Annotated in this window: 36 protein-coding genes; 18 read left to right on the top strand and 18 right to left on the bottom strand. The window is 53.9% G+C overall.

Annotated features, from left to right (window positions below):
- Window positions 1-153: 153 nt before the first annotated feature.
- The 14 genes from EGY08_RS04730 to EGY08_RS04675 all read right to left on the bottom strand — a co-directional run bounded on the left by EGY08_RS04730 (window position 154) and on the right by EGY08_RS04675 (window position 7099).
- Entirely contained in the window at window positions 154-480 is a 327-nt protein-coding gene (locus tag EGY08_RS04730; protein ID WP_073550143.1) for a phage protein Gp27 family protein, read from the bottom strand.
- A 60-nt stretch (window positions 481-540) separates the two neighbouring features.
- On the bottom strand, window positions 541-903 hold the full coding sequence (locus EGY08_RS04725; protein ID WP_025712890.1) for a Mor transcription activator family protein: 363 nt from the start codon (window positions 901-903) through the stop codon (window positions 541-543).
- 15 nt (window positions 904-918) lie between these two features.
- Window positions 919-1353, bottom strand: coding sequence for a gp16 family protein (locus EGY08_RS04720; RefSeq protein WP_058911350.1), 435 nt, complete (start codon window positions 1351-1353; stop codon window positions 919-921).
- Entirely contained in the window at window positions 1350-1559 is a 210-nt protein-coding gene (locus tag EGY08_RS04715; RefSeq protein ID WP_073550141.1) for a hypothetical protein, read from the bottom strand. The genes EGY08_RS04720 and EGY08_RS04715 overlap by 4 nt, the downstream gene beginning before the upstream one ends.
- A gap of 10 nt (window positions 1560-1569) precedes the next feature.
- Window positions 1570-1698, bottom strand: coding sequence for a hypothetical protein (locus tag EGY08_RS31245; RefSeq protein ID WP_254901997.1), 129 nt, complete (start codon window positions 1696-1698; stop codon window positions 1570-1572).
- Between the two features lie 13 nt (window positions 1699-1711).
- Window positions 1712-1837, bottom strand: a complete 126-nt coding sequence (locus tag EGY08_RS31240; RefSeq protein WP_254901998.1) for a hypothetical protein — start codon at window positions 1835-1837, stop codon at window positions 1712-1714.
- Window positions 1834-2556 (bottom strand): DUF2786 domain-containing protein, encoded by a 723-nt coding sequence (locus EGY08_RS04710; protein ID WP_073550139.1) that lies wholly within the window; start codon window positions 2554-2556, stop codon window positions 1834-1836. Before EGY08_RS04710 ends, EGY08_RS31240 begins: the two co-directional genes overlap by 4 nt.
- Complete coding sequence (locus tag EGY08_RS04705) at window positions 2546-2740, bottom strand: hypothetical protein (protein ID WP_032742822.1); 195 nt, start codon at window positions 2738-2740, stop codon at window positions 2546-2548. The genes EGY08_RS04710 and EGY08_RS04705 overlap by 11 nt, the downstream gene beginning before the upstream one ends.
- Window positions 2741-2926 carry a hypothetical protein gene (locus EGY08_RS04700; RefSeq protein WP_025712886.1) on the bottom strand — a complete coding sequence of 62 codons (186 nt, stop codon included), beginning with the start codon at window positions 2924-2926 and terminating at the stop codon, window positions 2741-2743.
- Between the two features lie 77 nt (window positions 2927-3003).
- Window positions 3004-3588: a DUF3164 family protein gene (locus tag EGY08_RS04695; protein ID WP_227502559.1), complete on the bottom strand. Its 585-nt coding sequence runs from the start codon at window positions 3586-3588 to the stop codon at window positions 3004-3006.
- A gap of 43 nt (window positions 3589-3631) precedes the next feature.
- Entirely contained in the window at window positions 3632-3847 is a 216-nt protein-coding gene (locus EGY08_RS04690) for a hypothetical protein (protein ID WP_032742824.1), read from the bottom strand.
- 12 nt (window positions 3848-3859) lie between these two features.
- The gene (locus EGY08_RS04685) at window positions 3860-4132 is read right to left on the bottom strand and encodes a hypothetical protein (protein ID WP_032742827.1); all 273 of its coding nucleotides are present in this window, start codon (window positions 4130-4132) and stop codon (window positions 3860-3862) included.
- Window positions 4133-5302 (bottom strand): ExeA family protein, encoded by a 1170-nt coding sequence (locus EGY08_RS04680; protein ID WP_073550137.1) that lies wholly within the window; start codon window positions 5300-5302, stop codon window positions 4133-4135.
- A gap of 12 nt (window positions 5303-5314) precedes the next feature.
- Window positions 5315-7099, bottom strand: a complete 1785-nt coding sequence (locus EGY08_RS04675) for a DDE-type integrase/transposase/recombinase (protein ID WP_073550135.1) — start codon at window positions 7097-7099, stop codon at window positions 5315-5317.
- A 64-nt stretch (window positions 7100-7163) separates the two neighbouring features.
- Between EGY08_RS04675 and EGY08_RS04670 the strand changes: the two genes are divergently transcribed.
- Complete coding sequence (locus EGY08_RS04670) at window positions 7164-7448, top strand: hypothetical protein (protein WP_073550133.1); 285 nt, start codon at window positions 7164-7166, stop codon at window positions 7446-7448.
- Window positions 7449-7498: 50 nt separating this feature from the next.
- Here the strand turns inward: EGY08_RS04670 and EGY08_RS04665 are convergent, their stop codons facing one another.
- Genes EGY08_RS04665 through EGY08_RS04655 form a run of 3 tightly spaced genes read right to left on the bottom strand, consistent with a single transcriptional unit; the run spans window position 7499 to window position 9010 of the window.
- Window positions 7499-8446 carry a hypothetical protein gene (locus tag EGY08_RS04665; protein ID WP_073550131.1) on the bottom strand — a complete coding sequence of 316 codons (948 nt, stop codon included), beginning with the start codon at window positions 8444-8446 and terminating at the stop codon, window positions 7499-7501.
- A 16-nt stretch (window positions 8447-8462) separates the two neighbouring features.
- Window positions 8463-8768 (bottom strand): helix-turn-helix domain-containing protein, encoded by a 306-nt coding sequence (locus tag EGY08_RS04660; protein ID WP_032742833.1) that lies wholly within the window; start codon window positions 8766-8768, stop codon window positions 8463-8465.
- A 53-nt stretch (window positions 8769-8821) separates the two neighbouring features.
- Complete coding sequence (locus EGY08_RS04655) at window positions 8822-9010, bottom strand: DNA-binding protein (RefSeq protein ID WP_032742834.1); 189 nt, start codon at window positions 9008-9010, stop codon at window positions 8822-8824.
- A gap of 93 nt (window positions 9011-9103) precedes the next feature.
- Between EGY08_RS04655 and EGY08_RS04650 the strand changes: the two genes are divergently transcribed.
- On the top strand, window positions 9104-9460 hold the full coding sequence (locus EGY08_RS04650; protein ID WP_025712876.1) for a helix-turn-helix domain-containing protein: 357 nt from the start codon (window positions 9104-9106) through the stop codon (window positions 9458-9460).
- A 141-nt stretch (window positions 9461-9601) separates the two neighbouring features.
- Window positions 9602-9949, top strand: a complete 348-nt coding sequence (locus EGY08_RS04645; protein WP_073550129.1) for a hypothetical protein — start codon at window positions 9602-9604, stop codon at window positions 9947-9949.
- Window positions 9950-10011: 62 nt separating this feature from the next.
- On the opposite strand, the gene EGY08_RS04640 is transcribed toward EGY08_RS04645, so the two are convergent.
- Complete coding sequence (locus EGY08_RS04640) at window positions 10012-10782, bottom strand: DNA adenine methylase (protein WP_073550127.1); 771 nt, start codon at window positions 10780-10782, stop codon at window positions 10012-10014.
- Between the two features lie 213 nt (window positions 10783-10995).
- On the opposite strand from EGY08_RS04640, the gene EGY08_RS04635 reads away from it, so the two are divergent.
- The 15 genes from EGY08_RS04635 (at window position 10996) to EGY08_RS04570 (ending at window position 21829) form a co-directional block, all read left to right on the top strand.
- Complete coding sequence (locus tag EGY08_RS04635; RefSeq protein ID WP_073550125.1) at window positions 10996-11496, top strand: hypothetical protein; 501 nt, start codon at window positions 10996-10998, stop codon at window positions 11494-11496.
- 32 nt (window positions 11497-11528) lie between these two features.
- Window positions 11529-11723 (top strand): hypothetical protein, encoded by a 195-nt coding sequence (locus EGY08_RS30740; protein WP_177945189.1) that lies wholly within the window; start codon window positions 11529-11531, stop codon window positions 11721-11723.
- Complete coding sequence (locus tag EGY08_RS31030; RefSeq protein WP_032742842.1) at window positions 11704-12264, top strand: hypothetical protein; 561 nt, start codon at window positions 11704-11706, stop codon at window positions 12262-12264. Before EGY08_RS30740 ends, EGY08_RS31030 begins: the two co-directional genes overlap by 20 nt.
- 129 nt (window positions 12265-12393) lie before the next feature.
- Window positions 12394-12804: a putative holin gene (locus EGY08_RS04625; protein WP_073550123.1), complete on the top strand. Its 411-nt coding sequence runs from the start codon at window positions 12394-12396 to the stop codon at window positions 12802-12804.
- A gap of 2 nt (window positions 12805-12806) precedes the next feature.
- Window positions 12807-13439, top strand: coding sequence for a transglycosylase SLT domain-containing protein (locus EGY08_RS04620; RefSeq protein ID WP_073550121.1), 633 nt, complete (start codon window positions 12807-12809; stop codon window positions 13437-13439).
- Entirely contained in the window at window positions 13426-13875 is a 450-nt protein-coding gene (locus tag EGY08_RS04615) for a hypothetical protein (protein WP_073550119.1), read from the top strand. Before EGY08_RS04620 ends, EGY08_RS04615 begins: the two co-directional genes overlap by 14 nt.
- A gap of 104 nt (window positions 13876-13979) precedes the next feature.
- Window positions 13980-14282 carry a DUF2730 family protein gene (locus EGY08_RS04610; RefSeq protein ID WP_032742847.1) on the top strand — a complete coding sequence of 101 codons (303 nt, stop codon included), beginning with the start codon at window positions 13980-13982 and terminating at the stop codon, window positions 14280-14282.
- Window positions 14283-14292: 10 nt separating this feature from the next.
- The gene (locus EGY08_RS04605) at window positions 14293-14589 is read left to right on the top strand and encodes a hypothetical protein (protein ID WP_016808585.1); all 297 of its coding nucleotides are present in this window, start codon (window positions 14293-14295) and stop codon (window positions 14587-14589) included.
- A gap of 1 nt (window position 14590) precedes the next feature.
- Window positions 14591-15139, top strand: coding sequence for a phage protein Gp27 family protein (locus tag EGY08_RS04600; protein ID WP_016808584.1), 549 nt, complete (start codon window positions 14591-14593; stop codon window positions 15137-15139).
- On the top strand, window positions 15139-16821 hold the full coding sequence (locus tag EGY08_RS04595) for a hypothetical protein (protein WP_073550117.1): 1683 nt from the start codon (window positions 15139-15141) through the stop codon (window positions 16819-16821). The genes EGY08_RS04600 and EGY08_RS04595 overlap by 1 nt, the downstream gene beginning before the upstream one ends.
- 23 nt (window positions 16822-16844) lie before the next feature.
- Entirely contained in the window at window positions 16845-18332 is a 1488-nt protein-coding gene (locus tag EGY08_RS04590; protein WP_073550115.1) for a DUF935 domain-containing protein, read from the top strand.
- Window positions 18333-18447: 115 nt separating this feature from the next.
- Entirely contained in the window at window positions 18448-19533 is a 1086-nt protein-coding gene (locus EGY08_RS04585) for a PBECR2 nuclease fold domain-containing protein (protein WP_228712770.1), read from the top strand.
- 2 nt (window positions 19534-19535) lie between these two features.
- On the top strand, window positions 19536-20096 hold the full coding sequence (locus tag EGY08_RS04580) for a phage virion morphogenesis protein (protein WP_073550111.1): 561 nt from the start codon (window positions 19536-19538) through the stop codon (window positions 20094-20096).
- A 237-nt stretch (window positions 20097-20333) separates the two neighbouring features.
- On the top strand, window positions 20334-21458 hold the full coding sequence (locus EGY08_RS04575) for a hypothetical protein (protein WP_073550109.1): 1125 nt from the start codon (window positions 20334-20336) through the stop codon (window positions 21456-21458).
- Window positions 21455-21829, top strand: coding sequence for a DUF2190 family protein (locus EGY08_RS04570; protein ID WP_065782785.1), 375 nt, complete (start codon window positions 21455-21457; stop codon window positions 21827-21829). Before EGY08_RS04575 ends, EGY08_RS04570 begins: the two co-directional genes overlap by 4 nt.
- Window positions 21830-21847 lie beyond the last annotated feature (18 nt).

Here is a 21847-nt window from a genome sequence, read left to right as displayed (position 1 = left end):
AGCCGTTGCTGCGCGGATCGCTGGTGATTAGAAGTGAGATAAATGGACAGGGATAAGCGAGATAATTGTGGGATTCTGTGGCAGGTTCCAAGATTTATCGGGACGTGAGTGTAATTAATTTGCAAATACTGAAAAAAAACACGCCCCTATAATTTATTGCTTTATCGCCCATTCAAGTATGGATTCAGCATCCTTTTTCAAATCCTCAAGGATATGCTCTGGTGATAGCTTAGCGGCAATCTGTAGCGCTGATAGCTTTAGGCTTGCCAGCTCATATCGACTCCCTACATGAAGGCCCAAGATCTCCTCCCGATGCTTTATAGCATAACGGTTGATCGCGGACCTCGCGATTGGATAGCCTTTCTCTTCAAGCCAGAAAGTTAAATAATCAAAGTTACTAAAGTTGGTTCTGATCAATACGTCATTCAGTTCCTGACGAATTTCCGGTGGTAACTTATCTACAGCAGTCGTTCTAGCCATATTTTATCCCATTATACTGCGGTTGATATGAAAAAAAGGGCAGAAATTCTGCCCATAATTTTACTCGTTATCGCCGAACGAAAACAGCTGTGGTTGGCGGTGAGCCATCACTTGTTTGTGTACACGGTGAATCAGTTTCCGTAGCCCCCGTTCAGTAATGCCGTATTTCGTACTTAACTCAGCCCAGTTATTCCCCCGGAACTCTTCATAAATCTGCATATCACGCAGAGAGAGCTTATATGCGTAGTCACGAGGAAAGGTGAAGTTTTGCCCGCCAAAGTGAGATGCCAGAAAATCTGCCACAGCCAGCCCCAATTGTTCAGCCTGTTCGGATGATAAACCGTAATCAACGCCAGTCTCAGTAACGTGGTCGGCAACTTCAGACAGCAGTTTATGCCGCTTATGCTCCATTGGTGTTGTCATGGTGACCTCCAGAAATCACTTTGCGCCCTGCAGTTCTTCCAGAGCCTTGCGTTCGCGAGTCTGCCACTGCTTGAGTGTCTCAATCACACGGCTTGCTGCCGATGTATTGAGCCAGTCAAGGCGGCTGACGCCCGTAATGCGATGCACATAGACGTTGATTGCCCGTTCGGTGCGGTCGTGAATAAAACCTTCGTCAGCCATTTCCAGCCACAGTGCCCGGATTTTCTTCGACTGATCGTCGGTGGCCGTGAGCTTTTCTTTCTTCTGAGTCCGAACCTTAAACCCGATTTTTTTCATCGCATCGAGGATCTGGTTCAGTTGCCCAATATTCATTTCTCGCGTGGATTCAATGCCAGCGTAGGTATTCAGCAACTGGCGGTAAGTATCTTCATCCATGCGCAGCTCACGCTTTGCCACATGGATTATTTTAATCAGCTGGGTTCGTGTCATTTACCTGCCTCCTGAGTAACAAGGGGCGAATCCGGGGCATTGACCTTGCCCGGACCATGAGCCAGGGCAAGTGCTGCAATAACAATAACTGAACCGATGACTCCCAGCATGGCTGGTACAGGGCTTAGGTTATTTGCCGATAAAGACCCAGCCATGATAGCGAGTAAAAGGCCGATAATGGTTAAAATCAGTGCGCCAATAATCATTTTATCTCCATCAAAGTAAATTAAAAATGAATAAAACAATTAAAGCAGCAACTACAGTTCCCAGAATTAACCACCAGAACCCTTTTCGCTCTTGCGATGACTGAAAGCGGGAGGCTTCAGCTATAAGTTTTTTATTCATATATGTAAGTCCCTTACGGTTTATTAAAATAATCCAGGGCAGCGATAACGGTGTAATAACCGATAAACCCGACAGCAACCCAGATGACAAGGCAGCCCAGTACGCACAATAAAAGGATATTCCCGACAGTCAGCTTCATGACTTGTACTCCAGAGAAAGGGCAGAATCTTTACTGGATACGCCGTGATTTAAACGCGCTTTTAATCCCTCGTTAAACCCCGCTTCCGCTGCATCCTGATCACCCCGGCATTTTTTAGCTTCACGGGGTTTCAGATCGGATAATTCCTGCTCTTTCTTCATCTTCGCCAGAAAATTCGCCATCAATGTTTCTTCGCTTTCAGTCACTATAAATGGCTCTATCGCCTGATACGCGCCTTCAGCCCACCCTTCGCAGAACTGGTCTGCGCGGGCCGTTTTAGTGGAAGGCTTAATATTCTTACGCAGAGAGCTAATAAAGATACGGCGGGCTTTGACCATCTGGCGGGAAAGCACATCAAAGGCATAAGCGGCAATTTCCGGGCGCTCATCCGGACCATAAAAAATGACGGTATTTTGCTTCTGGCCGTTCATATAGTTGCGGCGGAAAGAGTAATAGCAGTTAACACCCATAGCACGGCAAATTAACTGGCCCAGAAACGTCATGTAACGGGGGATGCTTTGTGCATGGGATGGCGCACCTTTACTGGCCTTGCTGGTGATATCCATCAGATCGATATCATTCTGGCTCAGCTTGTGCTTACGCATCAATGCCTGCGCCTGATTGAGCGCAGTGGCCGCTTCATGAGAATTCGAACTGCGACGGGCCAGATTCAGAAGCTTTTTGATTTTTGCCAGGTACTTTTCAGTTTCATTTGTCATTTTCATCACCAGTCAGAGGTTGTAATTCAGCGGTGGGGACAAAAGCGTTATAGGAAAGTCCGCAGTGAGGGCATTTCAGAATCAGGTCGATACACCACGTACCATCAAAACTTTCCATAATGGTCGCTTGCTCAAAATCCAGATCATCGACCGGGTTGTCGCAACGTTTGCATAACAGAGACATTTATTCTTCCTCCCGCCAGACTTCCCCACAAATCAATAAAGCGCCCGGTGAACGCTCATGAATGACGTCTGCGACCAGCTCGCAGGACTGCTTATTCAGATAGATATCTTCAGTAACAGGCAGTGCGTCACAGGCATCTGTTCCGCAGGCTGATACCAGTAAAATAAAACCGGCTAATGTCAGCATAAATAGTCCTATTGCTAAATCCGGCGTGCAGAATCCCACGGCACTGACGCCGGATTAAAAAGAAATGGAGAAATAAATTAAATAGCAGCGATATCTAACGGTATATTAACCAGCTTCCCGGACTTATCTTTCTCCCGGAAATTAATATAGGTTTTGGACATGGCCACCTGCAGCGATTCCGATATCGCATCCATTGCCTTAATCCAGCGCTCATCCTGGATTTTTACCCTTCGCAGGGAGAGAATACGCCCGGTGTTAAGCTGTCCCTCTTTATCAACCTGGAAAGCATCGCTCACAATAGCCCGCAGGTTAACATTGGCATCTTTCGACCATTCAGTGACGCATTCATCAAACAGATCTTTAGCAATCTGTAGCTCCGGCCCGAACGTCAGCGTTTCCTGTACACGAATAGTGATTTGCTCGCTACCGTCAAAGCTGCTGAATGTCACATTACCCTTTGCGCCGCCGCGAGTTCTGCCATATTTTTCAGCCACAAGGTCAAGCCAGGCATAACATTCATCAAAGGCGCGACGTTTAAACTCGCTGAGTTCATCACGCTTTATCTTTGCAGCAGAAACCTGTTCCCGGACAAAACTGTCCATTGCCAGATCGTAATCAGAAATCTGGCTTATCGGAACCAGGCGACCTTTACGGTCTTTCATGTATTCGTCCTGATTAATTGTCGTCATAATATGACCTCAGTGTTTAATGTGATTTGCCGGAAGGCTGCAGATAATCAGCTGCAACCCGATATCCGCTCTGTTTCAGTTTGTTGAGAACAGATTCATTTACAACGGGCTTTAATGACTCAAGCGTCGCCAGCTCACTTTCACTCGCGTCTTTTGTATTTGCGCCGGTCATTTTGCAATAGATAAATCCTTCTGGCGTCAGCGCGATTAAAATCTCTATCTTTATTGCCATTATATTTTCCCTTCAGTGAAGTAATGACTCTGACCAGATAACCCTGCAACCATACATCTCAACTTCCCCCTGACGGTAACGCCCCTGATGGTCAATACCTGTCATGGTATAACCCGACTTTTTCCCCCTGAAATGACTGACGCACGGACTGTCGCGAGAAACACGAATAACCGGCTTTCCTGAATAAATCATGATGCTGGTGACAGGCGTATTCATTGCATTGAGTGCCGCAATGGCATTCATCAAATCAGCCAGCTGTTTATTAACGTTCGGTATTGTTTTCATTTAAACCGCCTTAATAACGTCGGCATTAACAACCGGAACACCGAGCTGCGCCGCCATATTCATGGCTGCAATCACCAGATTGCTGACCGCCAGAGGATATAACAGGCTGACAACCCCTCTGCGACCGCCGATATTGTTACTGAGGCGGGCACGGATAGCGTCGACAGCGGTGTTATCCAGCACATCAGTTATTGGTTTTCCGGCTCGTTCGAATTTGAACTTCAGAAAGCGCTCCAGCTCTGTGTCCAGCGGCAGCAGTTCAACTACTTCGCAGCGCTGAACTACCTCACGGACTTCCTGGTTGCGTTCAGACAGCTTCATCGCCAGTTCCGGCTGGCCAATCAGCACGATGGACAGCAGCTTTTTAAAGCCATGCTCCAGCTCAAAGAAGCGTTTCAGGTGCTTCAGCGTGGGCAGCGGCAGTGAATGTGCCTCCTCAATCACCAGAACGTGGCTGTAACCGGCGTTGCTGGAGTCCTTCAGTACGCGGTGTAACTGGCGAAAACGGGCCTCCTGACTGCGTTTGACGTTCTCCAGAGGCGCAATGGTGTTAATGATGGCTTCGGCGATGCTGGCCGCTTTCAGGGTCTTCCCTTTGTTGTCGTTGTCTTCCATCGCGATGATATAGGGCTCAATGACGATGACCGGCGCATTTTCGCGGTGAATACGCTCAATCAGGTCGCGGCGCAGCGTGCTTTTCCCCGCGCCGGATTCCCCGATAACCGCCATAAATCCGCCAAAACGGGCCGTCTGATACAGTGCCTCGCGGACATAGCGAATATCCGGCGTGGTGAACACGTCCTCTGAACTCTGCATGGCGTCATCCGCAAACGGGTCACGGAAAATACCGAATTGCTTTTTGGTGACTGGATTTAATACCTGTTTTGCCAGTAACATATTTTCGTCCTCTTCGTTATTTGCCTGTTGCGGGACGGAGGTACTGGCGGGTTCCGCCGTCAGTACCTCATCAAACGCCCGGGATAATTCCTCCCCGAGCCCGCGTGATGCCAGGAATGTCATAATATTCTGCCGCACTTCTTCAGGGCGACGCTTTGGCCAGATGCCGTGGTTAATCAGCTGTGAAACGGCGGGCTGCGAAACAGCTGCTGCTGCAGCGACTTCCGTCTGTTCAATACCGTGCTGCTTCATCAGGTCTTTCAATACCAGCATGGGTGCCTCCCGTTAATGGCCGTTAACGATGCTGAGCCGTGGCGCTTTGTTCCCGGCCAGCTCCTGCGCGATGGCGTCAATATCTTCTGCCGGAACGCCTTCCGGAAAGCGACTGACCAGCTGCGCGTAGTGTTCCGGGAACCAGTTATGGCCAGTTGCCGTCAGACGCTCACGCAGTAATTTAGCCGCCTCAACATGGGATAACGGACGCTGCTCGATGCGCGGGCCACGAACCTGACTTTCCTGGCCGCGTTTTGGCAGGTAGGTCGGGTGATCGTCGCGTTCAATATCGAGATATGGGTTGAAACGTCCCCCGAACGGCAGGGCTTTGCCTTTTCTCGCGGCCTCGGTTTCTTCTTTACTGGCCGTGCCGAAGACGTGCTGCTCAACTTCATCAAGATGCTGCTGAGCAACGGTCTGGGGCAGCGGTTTAAAGCTCTCACCGATAACCGGGGCATCAACAGCAAAGCCGTGTTCGTCTTTCTGCACCTCGTCAACCAGGAAGAACGATTTCAGACCATCCTCACCGGTCATCACCACCTGAGCCTGATCGTCCCGGTAGAGGTTGCGGGCAACCATCACCCGGTCATTCACACAGACACCCGGCACAGCGGAAACGTCGTACTGCCGCCCCCGGAAACGTACCCGGACAAAGCTGTCCACCTTACAGCAGACCGGCGCTGACACTGCTGCTTCCCGGCAGACCTCAACAGAGGGGGCCTTGACCAGCTGCTCTTCGGTGATCAGCAACCATTTATCCGTGCGGGCCATGCCGTAACGGCTGTGAATGGCCGTGCGGTTGAACTTCATCCGCCACAGACGCGCCAGGCGGTTCAGTTCGTCGATGCTCTCCACCCGACAGAAGCGCAGGCCATGTTCGAAATCCCGTTCGAGAATGTCACGGGCCTTTTCCACCGAGCCGGTGGCCCGGGCGTTGCGGGCTTTGTGCGCAATCAGCCTGATACCCAGCGCCTGGCACAGATTGCCCATCGTGGGGGACTTCAGGGCTGCGCCGGGGTCTGTGAACAGCACCTTCGGCACCCCGTGCAGCACGTCAGCGCCGCCGCGCTCCTGCATCATATTGATGAGCACCGAGGTGAAGTTCTCGGTGGTTTCGCCACCGAACCGGTACTCCAGGTAGATCCACCCGGTAGTGTGGTCGGTTCCTTCAAAAGACCAGACGCGATCATTGACGACTTTGGCCACGTTGGCAGGTTTATTTTTGTTGAACTCTTTCTCATCCATGATGCGCAGTCCGGTATCACCTTTAACCCCTTTGGCCGGGTTCTTGAGGTAATAAAGCACGCAGATAGACGCATCCAGCTGCCAGACGTGGTTCGGGTGGCGGCTGGCCAGCTGCACTGCCGGAGCCGGTGCCCGCAGCTGGTCAGGGTGCAGGCGGTACTGGCGCAGGGCGCGGATAATGGCGCTGGCCGACAGCGGCACAATCTCACCGGTGGTCTCATCAAGCCTGCCGCTGACGATCAGACCGTTATCGCGCAGGCTGTTGATGGCTTTTTCCACGCTGAGGGTACGTTTGCCCGTCCCGCGAATGGTTTCCATCAGAGTGCCGGAAATGGTCATCGCCTCCTCGCGGGTCAGCGCGGAATCACCGGCATCAGAGCGTTGTTTTCTCGGCTTCTGCAGGCGGACAGCATTCAGTTTTTTGAGCAATGTGGCACGTGACATACACAATTCCTCGCAGGCGGCCTGATACACCGCTTCTTTGTTGCCATGACCGGCTGCACTGGCCGCTTCAGCAATGGCAACGAGTCGCTGAGTAAGGACTGGATTCATAGTTATTGCCCTTATTTATTGTGATACCTTGAACTCTCTTCCTTTGAGGCAGGATGTTTAAATAATGAAAAGCAACGAATACGAGCAATTAAAGAAAGAAACCGACCACACGGACGACTGGGCGAGTGGGGTTTTTGTTGCATTGTTTGATGTACTAATGGCAATGGCGCATGAGCATCCTGAAGTCCTGAGCCGCCTTGAACCCCAGTGGAAAGAGGCATATGACGATTACAATCATGCTGTTCAGAACCGCCACGTAGGGCAGTCTGCCCGATTACTTGAGGCCCGAAAGATGCTTTATGGGATGCTGAAAACTCAGGGGGCATTTGATTTACATCGTCCTGATTAAGCAGACATTTACCATTAGCTCTGGTTGCAGCCTGCAGTAACTGGTTTGTTTTATTCGTCATCATGATTGCTGGCCTCTTGCTGTGCTTCTGTTACCCAGTCCGGTATCACGCTGGTCTCGCGGGCTTCCGGCAGGCTGAATTCCTGACGCAGCTCTTCAAACTGCGCCTGAAGGTCATCGAGCAGGCCCGCCATCATGCCGGTATGGTTGATGCCGGTGCGTTCGGTGTGCTCGGTCAGCGCGTTGAAACCGCTTTTAAGGTCAAAGAATGCGCTGAGAACCCCGCTTTTAAAGCCGGTGACTTCCGTCTCAAGCGCCACGCCTTCTTCGTCCGGGGTTTCAGTGGTGGTGCGGCGAACCAGACGGGACTTGAGTTCTTCTTTTTCATTGCGCATCGTGCCGAGTTCTTCCTTTTTCTCGGCCAGCATCTGGCGACTGATTTCAAGGTCGGTCTTCAGCTCTTCCTTCTCGCGAGCATGTTTGGCGATCATTTCTTCGGCCAGTTCAAGCAGCGCGGTTTTGTCGCCTTCTTTGGCCACTTCGATCAGGGCACTTTTCTGGTCTTCCGGCAGGCGACGGAACTGGCGCAGTTCGCGGTAGCCGATGCCCATGCGGGACATGGATTCAAGGGCTTCTTCGCCGAAGGCGGTAAGATTGGCAATATCTCTGTCTACTTGATCAACAGACCTGCCCAGCAAGCCGCAAAACTCTTCCCAAGTTCCAGATAGTTTTTCCGCACCGTGCGGATTTTTTGCATCCTTTAAATTCCGGTACAGCTTGTTTTCCTTAACAAAAGCCAGTTTAGAAGTCCGCACCGTGCGGGAAAAATCTTCGAAAGCACCCGCCATCTGAGCCTGACCAAGTAGCTGGTTCAGCAGGTCACGTTCGTCATTCATCTGGCTGCTGACCGTGGCTATCAGGTTCTGGGTGGCCTCAAGTTCTGGATTTAACGCGACGTCCGGTATTAGTTCAGCAGGTTGCGATTTGGTACGTGCCATTTGTGTCTTTCCTTAATTAGTGGCTACCAGAGACGATGCGCTGGTTCATCTCATCAATGCGGCCCTGAGCACGAGCCATTTCATTGCTGTGAGCAAGGGCAATTTGCAGAAGCTGAACGCTCAGAGCGAAACGACCATTGTCCAGCTTCTGGGCCAATCCTTCTTCAATAAGGGTATTGAGGGCGCGGTTGATATTGGCCGGTGATTCGTCCAGTGCTTTAGCAAGCTCGCTGTTGGAGCGGCCTGTTAGTGAGGCACCTTTAAGCGCCTTGAGCACCCGCAGGATGCGACCACCGGATGTGGATGTGATTACCTTGTTCATGTCACATACCTCTTTTCTATATACGAAACACTGTTACACTTATTGCAGGTATTTCAGGCTGCAACGTTGCCGGATTTGAGGCCCAACTTGACGGCGATCTCGTGCGATTTACCGTAGTTGGCTTTGGTCTGGCCGTTGAGAACCCGGTAGACCTCGTTCCGGGAGTAGCCATGCTCTTCAGCCCACTGGGTGAAAGTGACCCCTCGCTGGCGAAAGAGTGCTTTGACTTGTTCTGCAGTCATCGTTGTCCCCTTTATTGATGCAATGATGTTTGCCTTATGTGTGTTAGATTATTGCTCATTATTTTGAGCATATCAATGTCGAGATTCATTTTTATGAGCATTTCTGTGGGTGAGAGAGTGATTTCTATTCGAAAACAAGCTGGATTAAACCAGCGTGATTTTGCCGCTCGCCTGGGGATATCCAATGGAGGCATTAGCCAAATTGAAAATGGTAAAGCTATGCCTGGCGGAGATTTCCTCCTACGGATACATCAGGAGTTCGGCGTTGATATAACATGGTTGCTCACAGGAGTGAGCAATGATCATTCTGTAAAGGAGGTGCAGGCGATGTCTCCAGAAAAAAAAGAGTTACTGGATGCATTCGATGGGATGACACCAGAGCAACGGAGGGCGATTCTTGAGGTCGGCAAAGGGCTTGCACAACCAAAACCAAGCAAGTTCGCAAGCTAGTAATGAGAGTTTGGGAAAAGTAATGTGGTGAGCATTGCTGACTATCTGAAAAATAAAACGTCACCCGATAGTAATAATTGAGCTACGGGGATGTCTTTGGGGCTGATTTGCCCCACTAGCACAGCAAAGTAAGGAATAAATATGCGTTATCTCTGGGTTAGTGCAGTTGCTTTGGTTTTAGTGACTGGGTGTTCAACAAAGAATTATGGTCGACAAGGTGAACTTACTCAGTATGAGAAGGAGACTATGTCTTGCCGTGAAATAGAGTTAGAGGAAGCCAAAGTTCATGGTTTTCTGCAACATGTTGATAAAGAAAGTGAGTTCGATGGTCGTTCAGTTCTTTCCTTTTTGGGTGATTTTGGCATCGGCAATACTATGGAAAAAAATAGTGCTCTTGAGAGTGCAAATACCCGACTGTCACAACTGCAACTACTTAGGGTAAAAAATGGCTGTACTCCAGGTGTGTCCAAAACGCCCTCAAACGCATAGAACGCAGAGTAATTGAACTAGAGTCAGAATGGCCGATATCGGCCATTCTCTTCAGGATATGATTAGAAATTGCAGATAATTAGCTCTCGCTTGAGTTCAGCTTTACCCGTTGTCTGCAGGTTGTAGCGGATATCGACCGTCTGAATCCGTAGTCCGGCAAAGGTTTCCCTCATTTCCTCAATATCGTTCACCGATATAACCATTTTCCCGCTGATGGTGCGCGCCAGTTCCGCCATGCGCACATATTCCTCCAGCCCAAATTCAACGCCATACCCCTCAGTTTTCAGGTACGGTGGGTCACAGTAAAAAAGCGTATGTGGCCTGTCGTACCGCTTAATGCAGGTAGCCCAGTCAAGGTGCTCAATGGTGGTTCTGGAAAGTCGCAGGTGAGCCAGCGACAGTTCTTCTTCGATGCGCAGCAGGTTAAGGCGTGGTGCGCTGGTGGTAGTAGTGCCAAAGGTGTGATCGGCCACTTTGCCGCCAAACGCCTGTTTCTGCAGGTAGAAGAAGCGGGCCGCCCGTTGAATGTCGGTCAGTGTTTCTTCCGGGGTATCCTTCATCCAGCGGTATATCTGCCGACTGACCAGTGCCCACCTGAACTGCCGGACAAACTCATCAAGGTGATGCTTGATCACCCGGTACAGGTTAATCAGTTCTCCGTGGATATCGTTGATGACCTCTACCTTGCTGGGCTCTTTCATGAAGTAGAGCGCAGCTGCACCGCAGAACGGCTCCACGTAGCAGGTGTGTGACGGAAATAACGGAAGAATATGTCTGGCCAGGCGGCGTTTGCCCCCCATCCACGGTAATACTGGCAAAAACTGAGATTTCATATTCTGTAAGCCTTTTTCATTGAATGAAAATGCAGTAGGCTGAATCTGTCTCGCGAGACGGACTGAGCCATGATGTGACTCACAGGAATGCTCTGTGTGTTACTGGCCTGCAGGATGTTGACGCATCCCGCAGGCCGCTCTTTCTCCAGAAACGCTAACACTAAGAAAACAAGAATTAATCTGTCCGTGGACTAATAAACTCTGGGGGATTTGATGAGTAAATTTGAAGAGATTTGCGCAGCGTTTGATGAGTCACAAAAAAAATTTATTGTGTATCGCGCCCATTGTCATAAGTTCGCTCGTGATTTTGGAATGCGTTTTATCAGATACCTTGAGGTGCCTGAAGAAAACGTTGAATGGTTTAACCCTGATACTGTTGAGCCGTCCGAGGGTAGGGTCACTATACCAGGCGCTATGTATCTGGATGATGATACCTTCTGGCATTTTGGGGTGCGAATTACGGTATTTGATAAGCAAAAAAGTGATTTCAGACCACAAATTGAGATTGTTTTCATGGTGAGGAGACAATCGGATGGTGATTTCCAGGTTGCGGTTAAGCACATTGATAAAATCCATGACATTCAACCTGATAAGGATGCAAGCTATACCGTTTTTTTCAATGCATTACATAAAATAATACTGGCTCTTTACGAGGGCGATCTCGAAAATTTCCTCGCGTCCCAACAGCCTGTTAGACGTATTGGATTTATTTGACAAATCTGTAGACTTGAGAGGAGATATTAAAGATGAATGATAAATCAAAACAAAAACCATCTAATGGCAGGCCTCAAAGACCCTCCGGCCCAATAACAGAAAGCCATAAGGACAAGCGACCAACTGACTTTGGCGATATCCGTGATGGTATTGTAATATCGAACACATTCGCTCCACCGGACCCACTTCCAACAAAAGGGGATAAAAATGGAGGAAGCACAAGATAACATCACCAAAAAATGGCATCACTTGCTGTTTGATATCCGTCGTTCTGTAAGATATCACAACCGTCGTCGGGCGTTTTACGACAGGTTAGATCAAGTCAGCAATATGTTATCCGTGATGCTGGGTTCAACAGCCATTTACGGGGTACTCGAACAATCGTGGAAAACCGTGGCACTTGTTGCCCTTGGGTTGGTGACTGGTCTATCAGCTATTAATCTGGTGTTGGGGTCTTCTCAGAGGGCTCGACTTCACTTCGATCTGGCACGTCAATTTGTAGAGATCGAGAAGGCGATGATGAAAACCGAACCCTCGGAGGAAAACATTGCTGAATTCACAGATAAGCGCCTGACCATCGAAATGGATGAGCCACCGGTTCTCCGCGTGTTGGATGCGTTGTGTTATAACGAGCAGCTTCGTGCAATGAACTATCCGAAATCAGAAATGGTTAACATCGGCTGGTTCCAGCGTAAGATGGCTCCTTTTATTGACGTTCACAGCGATCAACTGAAGAAAATAGGTAATACACCTCAACAACAGAATTAACCTTCAGGAAGCCCGATATCTGTCGGGCTTTTTTCTGCCCGGGGGCAAATTACTCTGCACCCCATTCTGACACACACTATCTCCTGATCTATTTAGCCCACGGGCACATTCATCTTCAGGAGTCACCTCATGTCGTTACTTCACAAGGTCCGTCACCAGCGGCTGCGCAACTGGATCATCCTTGCCGTTGCGCTGCTGGCCGCTATTGCCGTCATTTCCCCGGAACAGCTCGGCGTCACGCTGTACAAGCTGTCGCTGGTTTCTATCGCCGCCATTCTCGGCTACCACCTTGATCGGGCACTGTTTCCCTATGCCAGCCCGGGGAGTTATCTGACTGAGAACTGGAAAACCCGAGAAGCGAAGAAGCGAAGCACCGGAAATAACAGCCATTCTGATGCCCCTCCACCACTACCTCACGGTTGCGAGGGAAGAGTGGAATTTCCGGTCTCGCACGGCTATGAGCTGATTTTTGCCGCCGTTCTGCTGCGACGGGCACTGATTGTCGCGGCGATTTGTATCGGCGTGACGATGGGGCTCTGACGATGATCCGACTCGCGCTGTCCCTCGTCCTGCTTTGCCTGCTGAGTGGTTGCCATCCGGTCTTTGCGGCCAGCATTCCGGTTGAGGCCCGGCAATACCAGCGCGAGCTGACCCGCAATGCCCGCGCTGTCTGGGGGCTCAACGCTCCGGTATCCACCTTCGCCGCCCAAATCCATCAGGAATCACAGTGGAACGCTCGCGCCCGTTCTCCGGTCGGAGCGCAGGGGCTGGCACAGTTTATGCCTGCCACCGCCAGCTGGATTGCCGGTATTTACCCCGACCAGTTGAAAAACCATCAGCCATACAACCCGTCGTGGGCCATGCGGGCGCTGGTACAGTACAACCGCTGGCACTGGCAGCGTATCCCGGGTACCGCCAGCGACTGTGACCGCATGGCTTTTGTGCTGTCGGCCTATAATGGCGGTCTGGGCTGGGTCCAGAAAGACCGGAAGCTGGCCACCAGTCGCGGGCTGGATGCCAGTCGTTACTGGAACCAGGTCGAAAAGGTGAATGCGGGCCGGAGCGCAGCCAACTTTCGCGAGAACCGGGGCTATCCCCTGAAAATCATCTACACCTGGCAACCGCGCTATCTGGCAGCGGGCTGGGGACCGGGAGAGTGCCATGACGTCGACTGAGTGGGTGAAAGTGTTCGCCCGTTATCTGTTGTGGGCAGCGCTGATACTGGGATCGGTCTGGTTTATCTGGCATCAGGGATACGAGCGCGGGGAAGCGGATGTGCGACTTGAGGTTGCGAATCAGAAGACTCAGCAGGCCGCCGACTCCCTGAATCAGTTTATCGACGGGGCCAGGCAACTGACTGCGCAGGCGAATCAGGCCAGCAGCTTACTGGCACAGCAAATTAACGCCCGCCAGCAGGCGGATGAAAAATCCACGGAGGCCATTCGTGAGGCTCTCAAAAAGAACGCTGCCAGCCGTGCTGGTTGCAGGTTTGATGCTGACGTCATGCAGGAACTCGCCGGAGCCCGTGAGAGAGCAGCAACAGCCGCTTCCTCGGGTCTTGCCCGCGAGGATGACCGTACCATGCCCTCGTCCGGTGTTTCCGGCAAGTAGCAGCATGGACGATCTCGCGGTGGCTCAGAAGCAGTTATATGACCAGTACGGCCTGTGCGCCGGTCAACTGGTTGAAGTCATCAAGTGTGCCCAGGAGGGTAACTGTGGGAATAAATGAACTGAGATTCGACTGGGCATTTTTGCAATGGGCAGTGATGGCGGTGGTCGGTGTCTATACCTGGCTGATTGGTCGCCAGTCCGCCAGTCAGAAGGAATTGCTGGAGCTGCGCACCCGCATCACCACCGTTGAGGCGCAGATTAAATCGGTGCCAACGCAGTCGCAAATCACCGAACTCATCGCAAAACTGAGCCGAACTGAAGCCCAGATGCACGGGATGCAGGAGCAGATAGCGGCCACCTATCGTCGTACTGAGAATATTGAAGCCTATCTGCTGCAGAAGAAATAACGGAGGACCCATGAACTTTGCCAGTTTTTTGCGTGAGGACCAGCGCCTCGTCATGCTGCGTTTTTTATCCGAAATGCCGAGCTACAGCTCCAACAGTTCCGTCATTTACCAGGCACTGACCCGCTATGGCCACGCCCCCAGCCGCGATCAGATTAAATCAGAGCTGCGCTGGCTTGAAGAGCAGGGTCTGGTGACAGTTGAAGATATCGGGACGGTGCTGGTTGCCCGCCTGACCGAACGCGGCGCTGATGTGGCTGCGGGTCGGGCGATTGTGCCTGGTGTGAAGCGTCCCGGCGCGGGGGGCTGATATGGGAAGAAAGTCCACGATTCACCGTCTGGAGCCTGACGTCCGCGCCCATATCGAGCGCCGTCTGCGGGAAGACCGTATGACGCTGGATGAGCTGCTGGCCGATATCCACGAGCACTTCCCGGGCGAGGATGCACCCAGCCGCAGTGCGCTGGGTCGTTATAAGCAGACGTTTGGCGAAATGGTCAGTCGCATGCGCGAGCAGGACCAGATGGCCCGCCTGCTGGTGAGTGAGCTGGGTGAGAATCCCGACGAACGCGCCGGTGCCCTGATGGTTCAGGCTGTCACCACGCTCACCACCCATGCCGCCTTTACCGCCCAACAGGAAGAAGATCCGGATATTGATACGGTGCGCCACCTTGCCCGGGCAGCAAAAGACGTCCTGCAGTCGCGTAAGGCCAGCCTCGATGAGCGCCGCGAGATTGAGCGTGCCGCCCGTGAGCGGCTGCTGCGCGAGCAGGAAGAGAATCTGAAAGAGACGGCCAGAGCGCAGGGACTCAGCGAAGACCAGGTGCAGTTCTGGCGTGAGCGCGTGCTGGGGATCAAGTGATGAAACCATTAGCGTCCACTATCCGTACCGTTGAATGGGATGAGCTTCCGGCGCGGGCCAGGGAAATCCCGTTCGGCTTCAACCCGTTTGCCGACGGCGTGCTGATGGCCCACCAGGTCGAATGCCTTAAGTATGACGTCTCTATTCTGGCTATCCCGAAAGGCCGTCGTACCGGCATCACCTTTGCCTGGGGGCTTAACTCGACCCTGATAGCCGGGGCGCAGAAAGCCGCTGGCGGCGACAACGTCTACTACATCGGTGATACCAAAGAGAAAGGGCTGGAATTCATCGGCTACGTGGCCAAGTTCGCCAGGGTCATCGCAGCACAGCAGGCACAGGACGTCTCTGCCATCGAGGAGTTTCTCTTCGAGGACCAGGACGAACAGGGCAACACCCGGATGATTGCGGCCTATCGGGTCCGCTTTGCCAGCGGGTTCCAGGTTGCTGCGCTCTCGTCCAGGCCAGCCAACATCCGTGGTCTGCAGGGCGTGGTGGTTATCGACGAAGCGGCATTCCACCAGGATGTACAGGGCGTACTGGATGCAGCGACGGCACTGCTTATCTGGGGCGGGCGTATCGTTATCATCAGTTCCCATAACGGCAAGAACAACCCGTTCTGTCAGTTCTGTAACGATATTGAAGCGGGCCGCTATGGCAATGACGCCGCCGTATTTACCGTGACCTTTGATGATGCTGTCGCCAATGGCCTGTTTGAGCGGGTCTGCGCGATGAAAGGCGAAGCGGCAACCGTCGAAGGGAAAAAGACCTGGTATAACCGCATCCGTAACGCCTATGGCCCGCGTAAAGCGGCGATGCGCGAGGAGTTGGACGCCATCCCGCGTGACGGTAACGGTATCTGTATTCCCGGTGTCTGGATCGAGCGGGCCATGCCGGAGGAACGGCCAGTCATACGTCTCGCGCTTGATGATGACTTTATCCATATGACCGAGGCAGAGCGCGCGTCATGGGGTAATGACTGGATTGACAGGGAGCTGCGCCCGGTGATGGCAGAGACTCTGAACCCGGAGCTGCGTCACGTGTTTGGTATGGACTTCGCCCGCCACCGTCACTTCTCCTCCATCGTACCGATGGCCATCATGCAGAACCTGTGTCGCGACGTTCCGTTCCTGCTGGAGCTGAACAACGTGCCCTCAGCGCTGCAGCAGCAGATTTTGTTCTGGATCATCGAGCATCTTCCCCGCCAGTCAGGCGGTGCGATGGATGCCACCGGACCGGGGATGGTACTGGCCGAGTATACCGCCGACCGCTATGGTCGCCCGCGCATCGCCGAGATTACCCTGAACCGCAAGTGGTACGGCTTCTGGATGCCGAAATTCACCGGTCTGTTTGAGGACTGCATGATCATTCTGCCACGCGATGAGAACACGGCGCAGGATCTGCGGGCAGTGGAAAATATCGATGGCGTGCCGATGGTGGCCAGTCTGGAGAAAAAAGACCTCAAAGACCCCGAACTGGTGCGTCACGGCGATACGGCGATTGCCGGTTGTCTGGCGAACTATGCCGCCCTGAATCTGGCCACTGAGATAGCATTTGAGTCCACCGGTGAGCGCGATATTTTCCGCGTGCTGTCAGGCTTCGGCGACAGCAGCAGCGCCGGTGAATTCACTGACACCGGGTTCGGTACCGTGCGTGGCATTAATGACTTTGGAGGATTCCTGTGAGTCGCAAAAAACAAAAAAGACAAATGCCATCAAAACCCTCATCCACACCGCGTCCTGAACTGGGGCGCGAGTTTGCCTCGACCGGTGACGGGCGCGATATCACCCGCCCGTGGATTGGTGCGCTGGCATTATCCGATGACAGCGTTCTGCAGCATCGCGGCGCACCTGACCTGAAGATTTACCGCGAGGTACTGAGTGACGATGAGGTCAAGTCAGCCTTCAGCCAGCGGCAGGATGCGCTGATATCCCGTGAGATTAAGGTCGAGGCCGGAGGCGAGCGCCCAGTGGATATCGAGGCGGCAGACGCCATGCGCCAGCAGATAGACGCGCTGGGCTTCGACCGCATCACCCGTCTGATGCACTATGGCGTGTTCTATGGCTATGCGGTGTCAGAGCTGATTTATGGTGTCCGGGATAATTTACTGTGGATTGACGACATTAAGGTCCGCGACCGTCGCCGCTTCCGTTTCAGCCCGAAAGGCGAACTGCGCCTGCTGACCCCACAGAACATGATGGCCGGTGAGCCCTGCGAGGGGCCGTACTTCTGGTCATTTTCCACCGGCGCAGATCATGATGATGAACCCTACGGTCTGGGGCTGGCGCACTGGCTGTACTGGCCGACGTTCTTCAAGCGCAACGATATCAAGTTCTGGCTGATTTTCCTGGACAAGTTCGGAATGCCGACCGTCGCCGGGAAACACCCCGAAGGGGCCACGCAGGAGCAGAAACGTAACCTGCTGGCGCTGACCCGGGCCATCTCTACCGACAGCGGCGTCATTATGCCCGAGGGGATGAGCGTCGAACTGATGTCTGCTGCCCGTTCCGGTGCAGCTGACTATCAGGCGATGTACAACGCGATGAATGAGGCCATCCGCCGCGTGACGGTGGGGCAGATATCCAGCTCAGGTGGTGCGGCAAAAGGTATCGGTGGTAACGAGTCCCTGCAGGACAAGGTGCTGGACTCCATCGTCAAGGCCGATGCGGATGTTATCTGCGAGTCCTGGAACCGGGGGCCGGGGAAATGGTTTACCGAGTTTAATTTCCCCGATGCCGCAGTGCCGGTGGTGTCCCGCGTCTTCGAAGAGGCGGAAGACCTGAAAGACCGGTCCGAACGTGACAAAACCATCAGCGAGAGCACCGGCTATCGCCCGACGCTGGCTTACGTCAAAGAGACCTATGGTGGCGAGTGGGAGCCGAAGCCTGAGCCGGTATCCGTTCCCCGGGGCGCTGCGCCATCGTCATTTGCGGAGCATGACCCGGACCATAACGATACCGCCACGCTGATGGCCGGTCGCCTCAACACCGAACTGCGACCGGTCATGGATGGCTGGATCAATCAGATAAAAGCGCTGGTCGACTCTGCGGAGACCGCCGACGAGCTGCGTGACGGCCTGACGGCGCTGATACCTGAGATGTCGCTTGATGACTATGCCCGTATTCTGGGCGAAGCCATGTCCGCTGCCGCCCTGGCAGGACGTAACGATCTGCTGGAGGAAATGAATGGCCGGTAACGTCAGCTATGGCTCGCTGCCGTTCAGCGAGCAGATCGCCTTCTTCCGTCGCAAGTTCAGCACGAAGACCGATGCCTGGACAGATGTCTATGGCTCCGCGCATGACAATGAGTTTATGGTTGCCGGAGCCAGCCGGGATGCCCTGCTGGCAGACCTGCGTACCGCAGTCGAGAAAAGTCTTGACGGTGGTACGCTGGAAACCTTCCGCAAGGATTTTGCGGCCATCGTTGCGCGATATGGCTGGAGTTATAACGGCGGCTTTGAGTGGCGCTCCCGCACCATTTACGAGACGAACCTGCGCAGCGCTTACATGGCCGGACGCTACCAGCAGCTGATGGACATGCGCGACACCCATCCGTACTGGGAGTATGTCCACAGCGATGCGGTGGAGCATCCCCGCCAGGAGCATCTGGGCTGGAACGGTATGGTGCTGCGGGCAGATGACCCGTGGTGGATTTACCATTTCCCGATCAATGCCTGGGGCTGTCAGTGCAGTGTGATTGCCCGCACCGAAGACGACCTGCGACGCATGGGCAAAGACGGCCCGGATACTGCGCCCCCGATTAAATTCATGGCCCGCGTGATTGGTCAGCGCAGCCCGGGTGGCCCGAGGACCGTTATTGTGCCGGAGGGGATTGACCCGGGCTTTGAGCATACCCCGGGCCGCAGCCGGTATTTCAGCGAGGTGCCCCCACCCCGGGGCAGTAACCCGGTCGGTGACGGACCATTCACGCCGGTGGCGGAATCGCCAGCCACAGCGGCACCGTTGCCAGCGCCCCGTCCGGCTCCGGTGCCTGAAGGCGATACTGATGCGGTGGACACCTTCCTGCAACTGTTTGGCGCGACCGCTGATCGCGATGCAGCGTTCCGGGACCCGACAGGCCAGCGCATTGCCATTGGCAGCGACATGTTCACATCGCCGAACGGTCAGGGCCAGATACCGCTGACACTGGCGCAGGCACTTCAGCTGGCCGAGGCTGTCCGTCACCCCGATGAAATATGGGCGCAGATTGTCTGGGAAGAACAGCAGTCGCTGGTGAGGCGCTATTACCTGGCACGCCTGCAGCAGGAAGGTGAAGCGGACCCACTGTCGGTGGTGTTCGCGACCGGGCGCGATGGCTGGGCCGGGAATATTTCAACTGATGATACGCTGCTGCAGTCCCTGCGACAGGGTATCAGCCTGTGGTCGCGGGAGGACTGACGATGTCGGGTGTGACGCTGACGTTTGATGCTCAGGATGCGCTGAACCGACTGTGGGATGCACGGACCGAAATGATGCGCCCGGCACCGCTGCTGCGTTCAATGGGAGAGCGCCTGCTGGAGTTTCACCAGCAGCGTTTCACGGAGCAGACATCGCCGGAGGGCGTACCGTGGCAGGAGCTGTCGGCCCGGTACCGGAAACATAAGCGGAAAAATGCGGACAAGGTTCTCACCCGCGACGGTTATCTGCATAACACCCTGCGCTGGCAGGTGAATGCTGATGAACTGCTGTTCGGTACGAACCGGGTCTATGGTGCCATTCACCAGTTTGGCGGGACCATCGAAATCGCCGCCCGCAGTCAGCAGGCGTATTACCGGCAGAAGAAAAACGGCAAGGTTGCCAGTCAGTTCGTCCGTAAGTCGAAATCAAACTACTCACAGTGGCACACCATTCCGGCCTACAAAATCACGATCCCCGCCAGAAAGTGGCTGGGTGTGTCGAAAGCGGAAGGGGAAACCCTTATCGATATGGCAAAAAACTACCTGCAGGGGGCGTTTAACTGATGTCGCCGTCAGACGCCCTGTAACGCGTTCTGGTGGTCGCCAGGCTACGATGACGCAATCCACGCTGGCGACCCGTATTATAATACGTTTTAATACGGTTCCCGGCCCTTTTCCTCCCCTGCGCTGGCCCTCAGTTTTACCTTCCGTCCCGTTTTATCTGTCCGTGGGCAGATTACCCCCTGAGCACGTTTCGTCATGATGTCGCCATAACCCCTGACAACCAGAATGACGACAGCCATGACGACGAGCACAGCTAAAGCGACACTTGCGGTTTTTGCCCCCGGCACCCACACCGCGATGGATGGCCGGACCATCACGTTCACCCCTGAAGACTGCATTGATCTGGCCAACAGCTACGATCCTTCAGTATCGGAAGCCCCTTTTGTCATCGGGCACCCGAGCCTGACCGCTCCGGCGTATGGCTGGGCGGAACGCCTTGAATACCGTGACGGCATCGTCTACGCCGCGCCGCGTCAGGTGAATCCGGCCTTCGCAGAAGCCTTCAACGCGGGCAGCTACAAAAAACGCTCCCTCTCTATTTATCAGCCTGACAGCCCCGGCAACCCGAAACCTGGTCATTTCTATGCCCGCCACGTGGGTTTTCTGGGGGCCGTCCCTCCTGGCGTCAAAGGGCTCCCTGATGCGCAGTTCGCAGAGGCCAGCGGCGATAACGGCCCGCTGGAGTTCGCGTTGCCGTGGGAAGCCGACAATCTGGCCAGCCTGTTTCAGTCGATTCGCGACTGGGTGATTCAGGAGACAACCATCGAGCAGGCCGATTCCATCATTCCTCAGTGGCGTATCCAGTCGATTCTGGACTCGGCCACCGATGAACGTAAGTCAATCTCACCACTGGCATATGCCGAGGAGAATAATGTGGATCCGAACCAAACGCCCACCGTTACGGCGGAGGAGCTCGCCCGGCGCGAAACAGCGCTGGCAGAGCGTGAAGAGAAACTACGCAAGGATGAAGAAGCCGCAAAACAACGCGATGCGAAGGTGCGCCGCGACGCGGTTGTCAGCTATGCAGACGGGCTGGTTAAAGCGGGATCTATCCTGCCACGCCAGAAGAATACTGTGGTTGAGGTACTGCTTTGCCTTGACTCCACACCGCTGTCTTTTGCTGATGGCGACGCCACGGTGAACAAAACTCCGGAAGAGCTGCTGCGTGATGTGCTGAGCCAGAAGCCCAAAGTGATGGACTTCAGCGAAAAAACCGGCACGGCTGATGCTCCGGTCGATTTCGCCGACGCTTCCGCGCTGGCCACTGCCGCACAGAACTATCAGGCAGAGCAGGCTAAACAGGGTCGCACCATCTCCATGACGGACGCCGTTAACCACGTGAAGAAAGGAGCCCAGCAATGAATATTCCGGGTCTGATTACCTGCCATAAGGCAGAAGTGGCACTGGCTGCGCGTCGTATGGTCACGCATGGAACGGTGCCGGACGAAATCACTCTGGCCGTCGATGGCAGCAAGCTGATTATCGGTGTCACCACCCTCGTTGCTGCCAGCGTCGGTGAACCCGCTGATGTGGTTCGCAGCCAACTGACCCCGGTCATCTATGGTGGTGATGTTGTCGCCGGTGACCCGCTGACGGCTGATGCTGACGGTCGTGCAATTCCGGCTACAGCGGGTCAGTTCTATCTCGGCTTTGCGGAGTATGACGGTGCCGAAGACGATCTCGGTTCTGTCTGGATTGCTCCAGGCAAACTTCCGGCCGCCAGTGGCGGTTGACAGCTAAACCGGCAGCAG

Source organism: Klebsiella sp. FDAARGOS_511 (assembly GCF_003812845.1).
In the GTDB taxonomy this organism is placed as follows: Bacteria; Pseudomonadota; Gammaproteobacteria; order Enterobacterales; family Enterobacteriaceae; genus Klebsiella; species Klebsiella grimontii.
The sequence above is the reverse complement of the archived record's forward strand: the minus strand, read 5'-3'. Positions and strand labels throughout refer to the sequence as shown.

Excerpts from the sequence above, each read along its gene's own strand:
- EGY08_RS04730 (WP_073550143.1), bottom strand. The coding sequence starts at position 480 with ATGGCTAGAACGACTGCTGTAGATAAGTTACCACCGGAAATTCGTCAG.
- EGY08_RS04725 (WP_025712890.1), bottom strand. The coding sequence starts at position 903 with ATGACAACACCAATGGAGCATAAGCGGCATAAACTGCTGTCTGAAGTT.
- EGY08_RS04720 (WP_058911350.1), bottom strand. The coding sequence starts at position 1,353 with ATGACACGAACCCAGCTGATTAAAATAATCCATGTGGCAAAGCGTGAG.
- EGY08_RS04715 (WP_073550141.1), bottom strand. The coding sequence starts at position 1,559 with ATGATTATTGGCGCACTGATTTTAACCATTATCGGCCTTTTACTCGCT.
- EGY08_RS31245 (WP_254901997.1), bottom strand. The coding sequence starts at position 1,698 with ATGAATAAAAAACTTATAGCTGAAGCCTCCCGCTTTCAGTCATCGCAA.
- EGY08_RS31240 (WP_254901998.1), bottom strand. The coding sequence starts at position 1,837 with ATGAAGCTGACTGTCGGGAATATCCTTTTATTGTGCGTACTGGGCTGC.
- EGY08_RS04710 (WP_073550139.1), bottom strand. The coding sequence starts at position 2,556 with ATGACAAATGAAACTGAAAAGTACCTGGCAAAAATCAAAAAGCTTCTG.
- EGY08_RS04705 (WP_032742822.1), bottom strand. The coding sequence starts at position 2,740 with ATGTCTCTGTTATGCAAACGTTGCGACAACCCGGTCGATGATCTGGAT.
- EGY08_RS04700 (WP_025712886.1), bottom strand. The coding sequence starts at position 2,926 with ATGCTGACATTAGCCGGTTTTATTTTACTGGTATCAGCCTGCGGAACA.
- EGY08_RS04695 (WP_227502559.1), bottom strand. The coding sequence starts at position 3,588 with ATGAAAGACCGTAAAGGTCGCCTGGTTCCGATAAGCCAGATTTCTGAT.
- EGY08_RS04690 (WP_032742824.1), bottom strand. The coding sequence starts at position 3,847 with ATGGCAATAAAGATAGAGATTTTAATCGCGCTGACGCCAGAAGGATTT.
- EGY08_RS04685 (WP_032742827.1), bottom strand. The coding sequence starts at position 4,132 with ATGAAAACAATACCGAACGTTAATAAACAGCTGGCTGATTTGATGAAT.
- EGY08_RS04680 (WP_073550137.1), bottom strand. The coding sequence starts at position 5,302 with ATGCTGGTATTGAAAGACCTGATGAAGCAGCACGGTATTGAACAGACG.
- EGY08_RS04675 (WP_073550135.1), bottom strand. The coding sequence starts at position 7,099 with ATGAATCCAGTCCTTACTCAGCGACTCGTTGCCATTGCTGAAGCGGCC.
- EGY08_RS04670 (WP_073550133.1), top strand. The coding sequence starts at position 7,164 with ATGAAAAGCAACGAATACGAGCAATTAAAGAAAGAAACCGACCACACG.
- EGY08_RS04665 (WP_073550131.1), bottom strand. The coding sequence starts at position 8,446 with ATGGCACGTACCAAATCGCAACCTGCTGAACTAATACCGGACGTCGCG.
- EGY08_RS04660 (WP_032742833.1), bottom strand. The coding sequence starts at position 8,768 with ATGAACAAGGTAATCACATCCACATCCGGTGGTCGCATCCTGCGGGTG.
- EGY08_RS04655 (WP_032742834.1), bottom strand. The coding sequence starts at position 9,010 with ATGACTGCAGAACAAGTCAAAGCACTCTTTCGCCAGCGAGGGGTCACT.
- EGY08_RS04650 (WP_025712876.1), top strand. The coding sequence starts at position 9,104 with ATGAGCATTTCTGTGGGTGAGAGAGTGATTTCTATTCGAAAACAAGCT.
- EGY08_RS04645 (WP_073550129.1), top strand. The coding sequence starts at position 9,602 with ATGCGTTATCTCTGGGTTAGTGCAGTTGCTTTGGTTTTAGTGACTGGG.
- EGY08_RS04640 (WP_073550127.1), bottom strand. The coding sequence starts at position 10,782 with ATGAAATCTCAGTTTTTGCCAGTATTACCGTGGATGGGGGGCAAACGC.
- EGY08_RS04635 (WP_073550125.1), top strand. The coding sequence starts at position 10,996 with ATGAGTAAATTTGAAGAGATTTGCGCAGCGTTTGATGAGTCACAAAAA.
- EGY08_RS30740 (WP_177945189.1), top strand. The coding sequence starts at position 11,529 with ATGAATGATAAATCAAAACAAAAACCATCTAATGGCAGGCCTCAAAGA.
- EGY08_RS31030 (WP_032742842.1), top strand. The coding sequence starts at position 11,704 with ATGGAGGAAGCACAAGATAACATCACCAAAAAATGGCATCACTTGCTG.
- EGY08_RS04625 (WP_073550123.1), top strand. The coding sequence starts at position 12,394 with ATGTCGTTACTTCACAAGGTCCGTCACCAGCGGCTGCGCAACTGGATC.
- EGY08_RS04620 (WP_073550121.1), top strand. The coding sequence starts at position 12,807 with ATGATCCGACTCGCGCTGTCCCTCGTCCTGCTTTGCCTGCTGAGTGGT.
- EGY08_RS04615 (WP_073550119.1), top strand. The coding sequence starts at position 13,426 with ATGACGTCGACTGAGTGGGTGAAAGTGTTCGCCCGTTATCTGTTGTGG.
- EGY08_RS04605 (WP_016808585.1), top strand. The coding sequence starts at position 14,293 with ATGAACTTTGCCAGTTTTTTGCGTGAGGACCAGCGCCTCGTCATGCTG.
- EGY08_RS04600 (WP_016808584.1), top strand. The coding sequence starts at position 14,591 with ATGGGAAGAAAGTCCACGATTCACCGTCTGGAGCCTGACGTCCGCGCC.
- EGY08_RS04595 (WP_073550117.1), top strand. The coding sequence starts at position 15,139 with ATGAAACCATTAGCGTCCACTATCCGTACCGTTGAATGGGATGAGCTT.
- EGY08_RS04590 (WP_073550115.1), top strand. The coding sequence starts at position 16,845 with ATGCCATCAAAACCCTCATCCACACCGCGTCCTGAACTGGGGCGCGAG.
- EGY08_RS04585 (WP_228712770.1), top strand. The coding sequence starts at position 18,448 with ATGGTTGCCGGAGCCAGCCGGGATGCCCTGCTGGCAGACCTGCGTACC.
- EGY08_RS04580 (WP_073550111.1), top strand. The coding sequence starts at position 19,536 with ATGTCGGGTGTGACGCTGACGTTTGATGCTCAGGATGCGCTGAACCGA.
- EGY08_RS04575 (WP_073550109.1), top strand. The coding sequence starts at position 20,334 with ATGACGACGAGCACAGCTAAAGCGACACTTGCGGTTTTTGCCCCCGGC.
- EGY08_RS04570 (WP_065782785.1), top strand. The coding sequence starts at position 21,455 with ATGAATATTCCGGGTCTGATTACCTGCCATAAGGCAGAAGTGGCACTG.